The sequence below is a fragment of the Rathayibacter sp. VKM Ac-2879 genome (genome assembly GCF_015351245.1).
Taxonomy (GTDB): domain Bacteria; phylum Actinomycetota; class Actinomycetes; order Actinomycetales; family Microbacteriaceae; genus Rathayibacter.
The window spans coordinates 190,026-204,400 of record NZ_JADKSO010000003.1 but is presented as its reverse complement, the minus strand read 5'-3'; the positions used below and the strand labels follow the sequence as shown (position 1 = coordinate 204,400).

Sequence of the window (14,375 nt, the reverse complement as noted above, 5' to 3'; positions counted from 1 at the left end):
CCACGCTAAGCACCGCGGGTGCCCGGGCCGTGAACCGGACGTTTCATGAACGTAAACTCATCCACCGACATCGGGGCCGCCTCCGTCGCGAGGAGTGGCGCGGGATCTCACTCGCCGAGGAGGGCACCGTCGTCGAGCCGAGGGGCCGTGCCTCCGCCCGGGCAGCGGACGGTGACCGAGAGCGCGTACAGATCGGCCAGGGAGCCGGTGTCGAAGATCGCCCGGAGGATCGTGTCACCCGTTCCGCGCACGCAGGGCCGCGATGGTCCTCCGAAGACATCGACCGTCAGGCCGAGCGACGTCCAGTAGCGGGCCACGCGGAGGCAGGCGGCTGCTCGTTCGTCGTCGGGTGGCGCCCAGAGATCGAAGGCGATGGCCGATCCCGCACCGTTCGTGGAGAAGACCTCGGCGGCCCTGGCCTCTCGGCACTCGAGCAGCTCCCGAGTCGCGACCACCAGATCGACGCTCGTCTCGCGACACTCCTGCGGCGTCATCTCCGCGTCCCCCGACTCCTTCAGATTACGCAACCCGGTCCATTAAACCGGGGCCACCCGTCCCGGGAAACGGGCAACGGAGAACCGCGAGCGGTCCGCGGGCGATATCCGGGAAGCAGGGGCAGACTCGGGCGATGATCTCCTCCGAGCTGGCCCGCGCCCTGCGCACGGCGGGCGTGCGCTGGACGCCGTCGAGCGGCGACCGCTTCTGTGTCGAACGCCTCGACGGCGAGGTCTTCACCGTCAGCGATATGACGATCGAGGCACACGAGTACCCGAGCGGCACCGTGCTCGGCTTCAACGGCACGACGGAGTGGGCGCTCGACTCGGTCGCCCTGGACGACTCGCTCTGGCTCCCCAGGGAGGACCAGTTGCGCGAGCTGCTGCGCGGAGCCTTCCGTTCCCTCCACCGGATCGTCACCGCGGAGGAGGTGCTTTTCGCGGTCGAGATCGAGCTCCGAGACTCTGCCAGGTCGTTCGAGGCCGAGTCGGCGGAGAACGCCTACGCGGAGGCGCTGCTCGCGCTCGTCACCGCGGCCGCCGTCGATCTCGACGACGTCGACTGACTCGCCGGATCAGGACACCGCCTTCTTCGTCGCAGCGGACGTGCGGGGAGCGGCCGTCTTCTCGGTCGTCGTCGGTGCGGTGTCGGTCGTGCCCGCGCCCCTCGCAGAGGCCGCCTTCGCCTCGCGACTGCGCTCGACCGAGCGCTTGAGCGCCTCCATGAGGTCGAGCACCTCGCCGCCGCCCTCCTCCTCGGGGGCCTCGCCGAAGGTCGCCGCCGTGTCGAGCGCGTCGCCCTGCTCGAGCTTCGCGTCGATGAGCGTGCGCAGCTCCTCCTGATAGGCGTCATGGAACTTGGTCGCGTCGAAGTCCTCAGAGTAGGAGTCGACGAGGTGCGCCGACATCTCGAGCTCGCGCGCTGCGATCCGGGTCGTCCCCCCGAGCGAGGGGAACTCGACCTCGCGCACCTCGTCGGCCCAGAGGAGGGTCTGCAGCATCAGCAGCTGGCCGCGCACCCGAAGCGCGGCCAGCCGGGTCTTCTGCCGCAGCGCGAACTCGACGATCGCCGTGCGATCGGTCTGCTCGAGCGTCCGCCGCAGCAGCACGTAGGCCTTGGGGGAGGGGGAGTCGGGCTCGAGGATGTAGGCGCGGTCGAACATGATCGGATCGACCTGCTCGCTCGGCACGAACTGCACCACATCGATCTCACGGTCGCGCTCCTCGGGGAGCGCCGTGAGCTCCGCCTTCGACAGCACGACGGTGCGCTCGCCGTCGTCGTAGGCCTTGTCGATGTGGTCGAACGACACGACCTCGCCGCAGACCTCGCACCGGCGCTGGTAGCGGATCCGCCCGCCGTCCGTGTCGTGGACCTGATGCAGGGTGATGTCGTGATCCTCGGTCGCGCTGTAGATCTTCACCGGCACGTTGACCAGGCCGAAGGTGATCGCGCCTTTCCAGATCGCTCGCATGGGCTCAGTGAACACCGTCTCGGGAGCGGCGGGAAGCCCGTGACATCGTGAAAGGCATCGCTCCCTCCGGCTCGTCGCGCACACCGGCTTCGACGGTGAGGGGCGAGACGACGGAGCCGCCCGGCCGTCGCGCGAGGCGACGTCGGGCGGCTCCCAGGGGGCGGGGTCAGCCGCGCTCGGCCCGAGGGCGTCGCAGGGCGAGCACGAGACCGCCGAGACCGGCTGCGATCAGCAGGCCGCCGATCCCGAGCGGCAGCGCCGCGTCCGCGCCTGTCGTGGCGAGCGGCGGGCGCGTCCCCGAGTGTCCCGCGACCGCGGTCGGGGTACTGCTCGGGGCGGGCTGCGCCGTCGGCGCGGCGGTGGGCTCCGCGGTCGGAGTCGCCGTGGGCTCTGCGGTCGGAGTCGCGGTCGGCTCCGCTGTGGGCGTGGTGGTCGGCTCCGGCGTCGCGGTCGGAGTCGGCGTGGGCGTCGACGGATCTTTCTCGGCGTCGATGGTCGAGGTGTCGTTCGCGAAGGAGGCCGTCACGAACGCGATCGCCTTCGAGGTGATGCCGAGAGCCTCCTTGTTCACGTTCGACAGGTCATCGGCGGCCGTGTGGTAGTTCGGGTCCTGCGGGATGCCCGCGGTGCCGCCGAAGAGGGCGACCTCCTCCTCGGTCTTCACGTCGTCGGCCCCCGTGAAGACTCCGGAGGCGGGAATGCCGACCGAGATGAAGCCGTCGTAGTCGCTACGGCCGTCGAAGGCCGTGTCGATCCAGGGCTGACCGATCGAGTCGAAGTAGTCGGTGAACGCCTTCTCCGTGGCGATCGAGCCCGCGGGCACCGTGACCGGAGCCTCGAAGCTCGACTCGTTCGCGTCGTAGACCGAGATCACATAGTTGGGCGAGGCGATCATGTCGAAGTTCATGTACGTCGCGATCTTCGCCGCCTCCTCCTCCGAGAGGGAATCGACGTAGGTGTACGAGCCGACGAGGCCCACCTCTTCGGCGCCCCACCAGGCGAACCGGACCGCGTTGGTGGTCGGGCCCGCCTCCGCGAGTTGTACGGCGGTCTCGAGGAGTGTCGCCGACCCGGAGCCGTTGTCGTTGATGCCCGGGCCCTCGGGCACGCCGTCGAGGTGGGCGCCGAGCATGACCACGTTGTCGTGGTCGCCACCCGGAGTCTCGGTGAGGATGTTGAACGTCTCGACCTCGGAGGTGGTCTGCTCGATCGTCAGAGCGGCCGTCGTCGGCAGGGCGGCGAGGAGCGACTGGCCTTCGGCCTGGGTGAGGCCCGCGCCCGGGATCGCGGAGTCGTCGGGCCCGCCATAGGTGCCGTTGAGCGCGTCGCTCGCGACGTTGTCGTAGATGAGGATCGCGGCGGCGCCTGCCGCGCCGGCGGCAGTCGACTTCTCGAGGAAGCTGCACGCCCCGCGACTGACCAGCGCGATGAGCCCCGTCGCGTCGACGCCGGCCCACGCGTCGGCGTCGCAGCCGAGCGGGTCGACGGGGGTCACGAGCTCGGCGCTCACGCCGCCGGCCGGGGTCGACGGTGTGAACTCCATCGGTACGCCCGTCACCGCGGGAGCCGTCTCGAGCGAGAACGCGTCGATCGTCTGGGTCGCGGTCGTGAAGTCCTGTCGCTCGGTCGTGTAGCCGGCGGCCTTCAGCACGGCCTCGACGTACTCGCCGCTCTGCTCGTAACCGTCCGTGCCGATCGCCCGGTTGCCGTCGTTCGCGTCGGCGATCGCCTGGAACGCCTCCAGATGGGTCATGATGCCGTCGACCGTGACGGCTGCCGCGAAGTCGACGGGCTCGACGGCGCTCGCCGACGGCGCGAAGGCGACGCCGGCGATCATGGCGCCGGCGCCGATCATTCCGCTCGCGCCGATGAGCGTTCTGCGGCGGCGTGTGCTGCTCGGGTGGTTCCTGGTGGTTCGCGCCACGGGGGCTCCCTTTTCTCGAGAACGGGCGCCACTGCGGCGACCCGGTGCGCCGCCTCCGCGAAGCTGGGAGGAGTACGCGTTCTCTGCGAGGCTATTCACAGAAACGGGAGGTGCCCCACCCCCTGTGCCGAGATTTCACGGGACCGAAACACGGGGTGCCGTGGGCGGCCTTTCGCATCGAGGGCACGGATCGTTCAGGCCGTGGCCGCGCTCTCGGCCCACTCGCGGAGCATCGCGAGGGTCGCCTCCGGCCGCTCGCGATGAGGGCTGTGGCCGGCGCCCTGCACGGAGGCGTAACGCACCCGCGGGTTCGCGTGCAGGACCCGGGCGGCGAGGGCCGGCGGAAAGAAGGTGAACACCTCGGGATCGCCTCCGAGCACCAGCACGGGCAGCCGAAGCGCGGGCACGTCGGTCAGCAGGTCCCACGGGTCGTTGTCGTCGATCGTGGCGGCGACGGAGGCGCGGTCTGCCGCGCGAAGTGCCCGCAGCTTCTCGGCGCGGTCGCGCTCGCTCCACTGCGGAGTCTCGCGCGCGAGCTCCTCGGGTGTCGTGTCGAAGGCGGCGAGCTCGCCCGCCCTGACGTCGGCGCGCTCGTGCGGCTCGAGGCGCAGGACCGGGTCGAGCAGCGCGAGCCGTCGCGCCCACTCCGCGTCCCGTGCCGCGGCACGCACGGCGATCGCCCCGCCGAGGGAGTGGCCGACCACGAGGTCCCACGGGCCTTCGGAAGGACTGAGGGCGAGCACGTCGTCGGCGTAGTCGTCGTGCCGGGAGGAGCCTCCCCTGGTGCCCCGTTCTCCGTGGCCGCGCAGATCGGGAGTGTCGACAGTCCACCCCGCCGCACGCAGCCCCTCCGCGACGCGCCACCAGGTGCCTCCGTCGCCGCCGAGCCCGTGCAGGAGGAGCGCCGTTCGCGTCGTCACCTCGCGCCTCAATCGAATCGCGGGTCGCGGCCCGTGCGCTCGCCGGTGGCGAGTCCGGCGAGAGCCGCCATCTCGTCGGCGTCGAGCTCGAACCCGAACACGTCGAGGTTCTGCCGGATCCGCCCCGGGTCGGCCGACTTCGGGATGACGCCGACCCCTCGTTGCACGTGCCAACGCAGCACGACCTGCGCGGGCGAGACGCCGTGCGCGGCGGCGAGACCTGCGAGCACCGGATCGTCGAGGAGGCGCCCGCGTGCCAGCGGCGACCATGCCTGCGTCACGATCCCGTGCGCCGAGTCGAAGGCGAGCAGCTCGTCCTGCGGGAGCCGTGGGTGCAGTTCGACCTGGTTGACGGCTGGCACGACTCCGGTCTCGTCGAGGAGGCGCTCGAGGTGCTCGATGGCGAAGTTCGAGACGCCGATCGAGCGCGCACGACCCTCCTGTCGCAGGCGCTCGAGAGCCCGGTAAGTGTCGACGTAACGGTCGCGGGAGGGGATCGGCCAGTGCACGAGGTAGAGGTCGACGTAGTCGGTGCCGAGCAGTTCGAGGCTGCGGTCGAAGGCGGCGAGCGTCTCGTCGAAGCCGTGGTCGTCGTTCCACACCTTGGTCGTCACGAAGACCTGCTCGCGCGGGAGCCCGCTCGCCCTGATGCCCTCGCCCACCCCGCGCTCGTTGGCGTAGAGCGTCGCCGTGTCGACGTGGCGGTAGCCCGCTTCGATCGCGGAGGCGACCACGCGCGACGCCTCGGCATCACCGATCTTGTAGACGCCGAGCCCGATCTGCGGGATCGCGCGGCCGTCGTTGAGGGGGAGGAGGGGAACGCTCATGCTTTCCATGGTCACACGTTCCACCGACACCGGTCGTCGATGTCAGCTCGGCAGCGTCACCGGCTCGGTGTCGGGGAGCGGGCTCGCGTCGCGGCCGCGGAGATCCGGGTGGAACCGCCGCCCGAACGCCGGCACGAGGAACCCGAGGCCGGCGAAAACGGCTGCGACCACGATCGCCGCGGTCGGTCCGGAGTGGTCGATCTGCACTCCCGCGATGGCCGAGCCGAGCGCCGCTCCGATGAGCTGCCCCGTGCCGACCCAGCCGTACGCCTCCGCCGTGTCAGAGAAGCGCACGCTCGAGGCCGTGATCGCGAAGAGGGCGGCGAGTGCCGGCGCAATGCCGATCCCCGCGACGAACAGGGTCCCGCTCAGCCACCAGAAGTTCGTGGAGGCGGCGGCGAGTCCCATGCCCACGGTCACGATGGACATGCGTCGCGCCGTCGCCCACCGGCTGATCGGGAGGTGGCCGAGCACGAGACCGCCGAGGAGGGAGCCCGCCGCGAAGATCGCGAGGACGACGCCCGACTGGGGGCCGCCGTGAGCGAAGATGGCGACGACGCCCGCCTCCAGAGCCGCACACGCCCCGACCAGAAGAAACCCCACGACCGTCGCCAGCAGCACGGGAGGCTTCGTCAGCACCGCGCCGAGCCGTCGCCGCGAGCGCGGGATGCGCACCCGCCCGACCTCCGGAGACGCGATGAACCAGATGCCGCCTCCGACGAGGAACACCGCGGCGGTCACGATGCCCGCGACCGTCGACACCTGGATCGACACGAACGTCGTCAGCACCGGACCGAGCACCCAGATGATCTCCTGGGCCGAGGCGTCGAGCGAGAAGAGCGGGGTCAGCTGAGAGCCCGTCACCATCTTGGGATAGATCGTGCGCACGGCCGGCTGCACGGGAGGCATGCTCAGCCCGGAGACGAAGCCGATGACGACGAACTGCCAGACCTCGAGGGGCAGGAGCGCCATCGCGACGATCGCGCTCGCGCAGACCACGAGGGTCAGCGTGAGCACCCGGCGCATGCCGAGCCGGCCCATCAGGCGGCTGGTCAGCGGCCCGGCGATGGCCTGCCCGACCGACATCGAGCCCAGCACGAGCCCCGCTGCCGCGTAGGAGCCGTGCACCCGCTCGACATGCAGGAGGAACGCGAGCGAGAGCATCCCGAAGGGGAACCGTGCGGTGAGCTGTGCCGCGATGATGCGCCCCACCCCGGGGGTCTTCAAGAGTTCGGTGTACGTGCCCACCGGTCGACACTACCCGGACGGTCGCCTGCCGGGCTCAGCCCGCGAGCACCTTCCGGATGCGCTGCAGCGACACGCTCTCGGCCGTGCCCAGGCCCTGCGCGAAGAAGCTGACCCGCAACTCCTCGATCATCCACCGGGCGCGGGCGAGGCGGTCCGGGGCGTGTGCGGGCAGCGGCACGACCCCTCCGGCCGCGCGGTACAGCTCGTGCGCCGCCTGGACTTCGGTCAACCAGACCCTGTCACGGCCGACGTTCTCGCCGATCTTGCCGAAGCGCTCCGTGATCGCGGCGAGGTAGCGCGGCAGGTGGCGAAGGCGTTCCAGACCGGTCGCCGACACGAACCCGGCGTAGACCAGCCCGCGCAACTGCTCCCGGGCGTCGGTGAGCGCCGGCAGCAACGCCATGCTCGTCGAGGCCTTCAACGCCTTCTCGACCCCGCGTGCCGTGGTGAGGATCGTGGTGACCGTCTTCACGGTCTCGAACATCGTGTCCATCACGCTCGCCGAGACGCGGTCGCGCACCGCATCGAACTCGGCCCGGAGGAACAGCATGCCGTCGGGCTTCATCCGCCACAGGACGGCATCCACGCTCGCGAGCAGGCAATCGGCGAACAGCGCCGAGGTGTTCTGGTACGGGCTCTGCGCGAGCACGAGCTTCTCGTTCGAGGTGAGGTGCTGCTGCACGTACGCGACCGGGCTAGGCGTCGCGAGCAGCAGGAGACGCCGCACGCCCCGCGGATGCTCGCGGGCCTGATCCTCGGCCGTCGCGAGCAGGCGGATCGACACCGAGTCGCCCTCGTCGATGAGCGCGGGGTAGGCGCGGATCGTGTTGCCGCCCTGCCTCGTGTCGGTGACGCGCGGCAGCTCCGGCATGTCCCAGCTTGTCAGGCCCCGTCGCTCGAGCGCGTCCGGGATGCGCGCCTCGACCACACGGGCGACCTCGTCGCGGACCCGGCCGCGCAGGCGCTCGGCCAGGGGTGCGAGATCCTTGCCCGCCGCGATGGTCCGCCCGCGCTCGTCGGCGACGGCGAAGGTCACCCGCAGATGGGAGGGGATGCGGTCGAGGTCGAAGTCCTCCGGCCGCACGACCACACCCGCCTCGCGGCGGATCGCTGCCGCGAGGGTCGCGGCGAACGACTCCGTCGGCGGGTTGGGCACCTCCTGGGGCAGCACCGCCGTGAGCCGGCGTGCCCAGTCCGTGGCGGGCACCACGGTGCGGCGCAACTGCTTCGGCAGCGCCTTGATCATCGCGGTGACGAGCTCGTCGCGCAGCCCCGGCACGAGCCAGTCGAAGCCCAGCGGCGTCACGCGGGGCAGGAGCGCGAGCGGCACGTGCACCGTCACTCCGTCCTCCTCGGTTCCGGGCTCGAAGCGGTACGAGAGACGGAAGCGCTGATCGGCCTGACGCCACTGGGTCGGGTACGCGGTCTCGTCGATCACCTCCGCGTCCTCGGGCAGGAGGGTCTGCTGCGTCATGGTCAGCAGCTCGGGGTCGTCGTGCTGCGCGGTGCGCCACCAGGAGTCGAAGGAACGCACCGAGGCGACGTCGCGCGGGACACGGCGATCGTAGAAGTCGAAGACGGCCTCGTCATCGACGAGCACGTCGCGGCGGCGGGTGCGCTCCTCGAGCCGCTCGAGTTCGGCGCGCAGGGCCCGGTTCTTGCGGTCGAAGGCGTGCCGCGCCTCCCACTCGCCCTCGACGAGGGCGTGCCTGATGAAGAGCTCGCGGGCGAAAGAGGCGTCGATCCGCGAGAACTGCACACGGCGGCGCGCGACGATCGGGACTCCGTAGAGCGTGACCTTCTCGTAGGCGACCGCGGCGCCCTGCGCCTTCTCCCAGTGCGGCTCGCTGAACTGCCGCTTCACGAGCTCGCCGGCGATGGGCTCGGCCCACGCCGGGTCGATCGCCGCGTTGGAGCGCGCGAAGAGACGGCTCGTCTCGACGAGCTCGGCGCTCATCACCGCGTCAGGGAGCTTCTTGGCCAGGGCACTACCTGGGAAGATCGAGAACCGCGCGTTGCGCGCCCCGACATACTGCACATTCTGGCGCTCGCGGTTCTTCGCGGCGCGCTGGGCCTGCTGCGAGGTGGTGTCCTTGATGCCGAGGTGCGAGAGCAGCCCCGCCAGAATGCTCCGGTGGATGCCGTCAGGGTCGACCTTCGGCTCGCCGACCTCGAGCTTCAGCGGACGGGCGAGCTGCCGCAGCTGGCGGAACACGTCCTGCCACTCCCGCACCCGGAGGTAGTTGAGGTACTCGGCCTTGCAGAGGCGGCGGAAAGCGCCCGACGAGAGTTCGGCCTGTTTCTCCTCGAGGTAGTTCCAGAGGGCGAGCAGGGTGAGGAAATCGCTCGTCGGGTCGACGAAACGGGCGTGCTGCTGGTCGGCCTGCGCACGGCGCTCGAGAGGCCGCTCACGCACGTCCTGGATCGTGAGCCCCGCGACGATGGCCATGACCTCGCGAGTGACGCCGTGCGTGCGCGACTCGATGACCATGCGCCCGAACCGAGGATCGATGGGAAGCCGCGCGAGATCCCGCCCGATCCGGGTCAGCTGGGGACCCGCTCCCCTCCGCGGAGACGCGTCTCCCGCCGCATCGCGTACCGAACCGGCCTCTCGAGGGGCGCGAGCGGAGGCGGCCGTGCGCACGGCACCGAGCTCGGTGAGCAGGTCGAGGCCGTCCTTGATGCCGCGGGAGTCGGGAGGCGTGAGGAAGGGGAAGGAGGCGATGTCGCCCAGGCCGAGCGAGATCATCTGCAGGATGACCGCGGCAAGGCCCGTCCGAAGGATCTCGGGATCGGTGAACTCGGGGCGGCGGAGGTAGTCCTCCTCCGAGTAGAGACGGATCGCGATGCCCGCGCTGGTGCGGCCGGAGCGGCCAGAGCGCTGGTTCGCGGAGGCCTGCGACACGGCCTCGATCGGGAGGCGCTGCACCTTTGAGCGCGCGCTGTAGCGCGAGATGCGAGCCGTGCCTCCGTCGATCACATACCGGATGCCCGGGACCGTGAGGCTCGTTTCGGCGACGTTCGTCGCGAGCACGACCCGGCGGCGGACGCCGGGAGTGCGCGAGCGCTCGAAGACCCTGTGCTGATCGGCCGCCGAGAGCCGACCGTAGAGAGGCAGCACCTCGGTGCCCGGGAGGTTCCGCCCGCGGATGGCGTCCTCGGCGTCGCGGATCTCGTTCTCGCCCGAGAGGAACACGAGCACGTCGCCCGGATCCTCCCGAGCGAGTTCGGCGAGGGCATCGGCGATGCCGGTCATCAGATCACGACTGCCCGCCGTGGCGTCCGGCGTGTCGGAGTCGTCGTCCTCTTCGGGCTCCTCCGCGACCAGCGGACGATAGCGGATCTCGACCGGGTAGGTGCGGCCTGACACCTCGATGATCGGTGCGGGCGTCCCGGAGGCGTCCGCGAAGTGTTCCGCGAAGCTCTGCGGATCGATGGTCGCCGAGGTGATGATGACCTTCAGCTCGGGGCGCTGGAGGAGCAGGCGGTGCAGGTACCCGAGCAGGAAGTCGATGGTGAGGCTGCGCTCGTGGGCTTCGTCGATGATGATCGTGTCGTACCGGCTCAGCATCCGGTCGTGGTTCATCTCGTTGAGCAGGATGCCGTCGGTCATCAGTTTGATCCGCGTCGACGCGCTCGCCTTGTCGGTGAACCGCACCTGGTAGCCGACGAGGCCGCCGACCTCGTCGTCGAGCTCCTCCGCGATGCGCTCGGCGATGGTGCGGGCCGCGATGCGGCGGGGCTGCGTGTGCGCGATGCTCTCGCGCCCGAGCTCCAGGCAGATCTTGGGCAGCTGCGTCGTCTTGCCCGACCCGGTGGCACCCGCGACGATGACCACCTGATGGTCGCGGATCGCCGCCGCGATGTCGTCGCGCCTCCCCGAGACCGGCAGTTCGGGCGGGTAGCGGATGCTGAGGACGTCTGACATGAGCCTCCTATGGTACGCCCGCGTGAGAGAATGCCCTCTCTCGCGAAATGTCGCGAGATCCCCCTGTCCCGGTCGGGCGCCACGGCGCCGCTTCTCGTCCGAGACGCACGACGTCGTGGAGCCGCCATGAATCCGCAGTCGCTGCTCGTGGTCGTGAACCTCGTGCTGCTGCTCTTCGCGATCAGCGGCGTGCTCTCGAACCCCCGGCTGTCGAAGGTGGCGAAGGTGGGCTGGGTCGCCTTCATCGTGATCGCCCCGTTCGTCGGCAGCCTCGCCTACCTCGCTCTGGGGCGGCGTGGCGGAGGCGGCGCCGCCTCCCGTGGCGCCGAGCGCCCCCGCGGGTGGTTTTTCGAGCGGTAGCGTGCGAGGGTCCCGTTTACGTCGGAGGAGCTCCGCACCCCGCACCCGTGGACGATGCTCGCGCTCGGCGTCGCCGCGCAGGCCGCGACGACCGTCTTCGTGTCGGTCCCGCCCTTCCTGATCCCGCTCCTCCGAGTACGGCGCGACGGTGCTCGTGCTGCTCGCTCTGTCCGACGGGATCCCGGCGGTGGCAGCCCTGCTCTTCGTGACCGCCACCGCTCATCGGGCTGGTCGGCTATCCGCTCGCCTTCGCCACCCTCGCCCTCGCGCCGGTCGTCGCCCTGCCGCTCCTGCCCGCGGGCGAGGAGGTCGAGTCCGAGTGGCACAACGTCAGCTGACAGCGCGGTTCGCGCACGATGGTGCGCGAGAGCCTGTCCTGGCTGAGGTTGTGCCCGGAGCCCGCCGGTCTAGCGTTGGTGCATGGCCGAACGACTGCGCTCCAGTGTCAGCCCCTACCTCCGCTCGCACGCGGACAATCCCGTCGACTGGTTCCCCTGGGGCGAGGAGGCCTTCGCTGAGGCCGAGCGCCGCGACGTTCCCGTCCTGATCTCCATCGGCTACGCCACCTGCCACTGGTGCCATGTGATGGCACGCGAATCGTTCTCGGACCCGGTGCTCGCAGCCCGAGTGAACGCGGAGTTCGTCGCCGTGAAGGTCGACCGCGAGGAGCATCCCGACGTCGACACCTCCTACCTCACCGCGGCCAGTGCCTTCACCCCCCAGCTCGGCTGGCCACTCACCGTGTTCGCGACGCCCGGAGGCGAGACGTTCTTTGCCGGCACCTACTTCCCGCCGCGAGCGGTCCAGGGGGTGCCCGCCTTCTCGGACGTGCTCGACGCGGTCGCCGAGGCGTGGCGGCAGCGCCGCGACGAGGTCGAGACGACGGCCTCCTCCCTCGCGGCGGCGCTTCGGGAGGCGACGGCCGCGACGCCGACGACGACCGAAGTTCTCGACGACACGGCACTCGACGCGGCCGTCCGCCTGCTGGCCGAGGACGAAGACCGTGAGCACGGCGGCTTCGGTGGTGCCCCGAAGTTCCCGGTGGCGCCCGTGCTCGGGTTCCTCGCGTCACGGCCCTCCGGTGCCGCGCTGGCCGAGCGCACCCTCCTGGCGCTCGCCGCCTCCCCGCTGCGCGATCGCGACGGCGGGTTCTTCCGTTACGCGACCCGGGCCGACTGGAGCGAGCCGCACTACGAGCGAATGCTCTACGACAACGCGCAACTGCTCGATGTCGCCGCTGTGCTGCTCGGGCGGGCGGGGTCCGACGTGACCGCGCTGACGGCCGTGGCGGAGGGGGTGGCCGGCTTCCTCCTCACCACGTTGCGGCGGCCGAGCGGCGGGTTCGCGAGCGCGCAGGACTCCGAGAGCATCGTCGACGGCCGTCGGTCGGAGGGCGGCTACTACCTGGCGGAGGATCGGTCACGGCTGGCTGCGCCTCCGCTTGACGAGAAGGTCGTCACGGGGTGGAACGGGCTCGCGATCGGGGCCCTCGCCCGCGCGGGAGCCGTGCTCGGCCGCTCGGACTGGCTCGACGCGGCTCGGGGTGCGGCGGAGTTCGTGCTCGAGCGGCATCTCGTGGACGGTCGGCTCGCCGTGCGCGCCTCCCTTGAGGGCGTGGTGTCGAGGGCGCGTCCCGCGCGTGAGGATCTGGGGATGCTCGCCAACGGGTTGCTGCGGCTTGCGCTCGCGGAGGGGTCGCCCCGGTTCGCGCGTGCCGCGCGCGAGCTGATCGACGGCGCTCTCGAGGCAGGCGCAGAGGGGTGGCCGCCGTTCGCGCTGCCGGGCGGTGGCGACGCGGCGCTCGAGGCGCGCGGGCTGTCGTTCGCCGCGGATCTCTCGGAGGGCGCGTACGCCTCCGGTCTGTCGGCGTGCGCCGATGCCGCCCACGAACTGTTCCTGCTGACCGGAGAGCTGCGCTATCGGGAGGCGGCGGAGGCGGTCGTTGCCGCCGTCGCCCCCGGCGCGCTCGCGCAGCCCCTGGGTTTCGGGGCGGTGCTGGGCCTGGCGTCGCGGCTCGCGCGTCCCGTCGTGCAGCTCATTGTGGTGGCGCCGGGGGAAGCGCCGGAGCTGCTCCGCGGGGCGCGCGCGAGCGAGTTCGGGGTGCTGGCCGTGGTGTCCGATGCGCAGGCCGCCGAGTGGGAGGCCGCCGGCTTCGAGCTCTTCGCGGGGCGCCGTTCCCGCGACCAGCGTCCCACTGCGCATCTCTGCGAGGGCTTCGTGTGCGCTCTGCCGACCACCCGTCTGCCCGAGGCGATCGTCACGCGGCCGTGATGACGAGCGGGGCGTCGGGATCGGCCGCCCACTCGTTGAGGGAGCCGTCGTAGACGACCGCCGTCTCGACCCCGAGCACGGCGAGCGCGAGCGCGTCGGCCGTGGCCGCGATGCCGCCTGCGCAGTACAGCACGATCCGTTCGGCCGAGAGAGCGTCTCCGAACAGCTCGCGGAGGCGCTCGGGCGGCAGCAGCGTGTTGCTCTCGCGGTCGACGAGTCGCGCGGCGGGAACGCTCCGCGAGCCGGGGAGGTGCCCGAGTCGTGGCCGGTGGCCGGCCTCGCCGGTGAACTCGCGGGGCGGAACGGCGCACACGAGCGCTCCGGGAGCTTCGCCGCGAACGATGCGCTCGACCTCGGTCTTATCGACCCAGACCGGACGCTCGGCGCGCACCGTGATGCCGGGCCGCGCGGTCGGCGCGACGTGGCCGGTCTCGAGCGGTCGCGCCTCCCGCCGCCACGCCGTGAGCCCGCCGTCGAGGACCGCGACCGACTCGTGGCCCGCCGCGCGGAGTAGCCACCACAGGCGCGAGGCCCACTGCCCTACCGCCGAGTCGTAGACGACCACGGTCGAGTCATCGTCGATCCCGAGGGCGCCGACGGCGGAGGCGAAGCGGTCCGGGCTGAGGCGCGAGAAGGGGAGGGAGGCGTAGTCGTCGGAGAGCTGCGCGAGAAGATCGCCGAACACGGCCCCCGGCACGTGACCCTCGACGAGGTACTGCTCGTCTCCCGTGAGGTAGCCGGGTCGCCCGTCGAATCCGGGCACGAGGAGAACGCTCGCGTCGACGACGACGAGACCGTCGCGACCGAGATGGTCGGCCAGCCACTGCGTCGAGACGACGGGCCGGGACAGGAGGGAGGACGAAGAGCTGTTCACCCGGCTCACGCTAGAGGCCGCCACCGACATCTGCGCGTGCTGTCGTAATCCGGGTTC

At 71.2% G+C, this 14,375-nt stretch carries 11 protein-coding genes; 3 read left to right on the top strand and 8 right to left on the bottom strand.

The features are described from left to right. Positions 1-107: 107 nt before the first annotated feature. Positions 108-494: a hypothetical protein gene (locus ITJ45_RS09885; protein WP_194609445.1), complete on the bottom strand. Its 387-nt coding sequence runs from the start codon at positions 492-494 to the stop codon at positions 108-110. 134 nt (positions 495-628) lie between these two features. Between ITJ45_RS09885 and ITJ45_RS09880 the strand changes: the two genes are divergently transcribed. Next, positions 629-1,060 (top strand): pilus assembly protein CpaE, encoded by a 432-nt coding sequence (locus ITJ45_RS09880; RefSeq protein ID WP_194609443.1) that lies wholly within the window; start codon positions 629-631, stop codon positions 1,058-1,060. 9 nt (positions 1,061-1,069) lie between these two features. Here ITJ45_RS09880 and ITJ45_RS09875 read toward each other — a convergent pair whose 3' ends face one another. From ITJ45_RS09875 to hrpA, 6 genes are all read right to left on the bottom strand, one after another. Beyond that, positions 1,070-1,966, bottom strand: coding sequence for a Ku protein (locus ITJ45_RS09875; protein ID WP_194609442.1), 897 nt, complete (start codon positions 1,964-1,966; stop codon positions 1,070-1,072). Positions 1,967-2,132: 166 nt separating this feature from the next. Next, positions 2,133-3,890: a M28 family metallopeptidase gene (locus ITJ45_RS09870; RefSeq protein WP_323742976.1), complete on the bottom strand. Its 1,758-nt coding sequence runs from the start codon at positions 3,888-3,890 to the stop codon at positions 2,133-2,135. 194 nt (positions 3,891-4,084) lie between these two features. Next, positions 4,085-4,810, bottom strand: coding sequence for an alpha/beta fold hydrolase (locus ITJ45_RS09865; protein WP_194609440.1), 726 nt, complete (start codon positions 4,808-4,810; stop codon positions 4,085-4,087). 8 nt (positions 4,811-4,818) lie between these two features. Then, complete coding sequence (locus ITJ45_RS09860; protein WP_228493801.1) at positions 4,819-5,637, bottom strand: aldo/keto reductase; 819 nt, start codon at positions 5,635-5,637, stop codon at positions 4,819-4,821. 42 nt (positions 5,638-5,679) lie between these two features. Further along, entirely contained in the window at positions 5,680-6,885 is a 1,206-nt protein-coding gene (locus tag ITJ45_RS09855; RefSeq protein WP_194609436.1) for an MFS transporter, read from the bottom strand. 34 nt (positions 6,886-6,919) lie between these two features. Further along, positions 6,920-10,813 carry an ATP-dependent RNA helicase HrpA gene (gene hrpA / locus ITJ45_RS09850; protein ID WP_416365293.1) on the bottom strand — a complete coding sequence of 1,298 codons (3,894 nt, stop codon included), beginning with the start codon at positions 10,811-10,813 and terminating at the stop codon, positions 6,920-6,922. A 126-nt stretch (positions 10,814-10,939) separates the two neighbouring features. Between hrpA and ITJ45_RS09845 the strand changes: the two genes are divergently transcribed. Together ITJ45_RS09845 and ITJ45_RS09840 are read left to right on the top strand one after the other, a co-directional pair. Further along, entirely contained in the window at positions 10,940-11,173 is a 234-nt protein-coding gene (locus ITJ45_RS09845; RefSeq protein WP_194609806.1) for a PLDc N-terminal domain-containing protein, read from the top strand. Between the two features lie 420 nt (positions 11,174-11,593). Continuing rightward, positions 11,594-13,444, top strand: a complete 1,851-nt coding sequence (locus ITJ45_RS09840; RefSeq protein WP_194609434.1) for a thioredoxin domain-containing protein — start codon at positions 11,594-11,596, stop codon at positions 13,442-13,444. Here the strand turns inward: ITJ45_RS09840 and ITJ45_RS09835 are convergent. Then, a complete protein-coding gene (locus ITJ45_RS09835; RefSeq protein ID WP_194609432.1) occupies positions 13,431-14,318 on the bottom strand; it encodes a sulfurtransferase in 888 nt (295 codons plus the stop codon). The two genes, ITJ45_RS09840 and ITJ45_RS09835, sit on opposite strands and share 14 nt — an antisense overlap. Between the last annotated feature and the right edge of the window lie 57 nt (positions 14,319-14,375).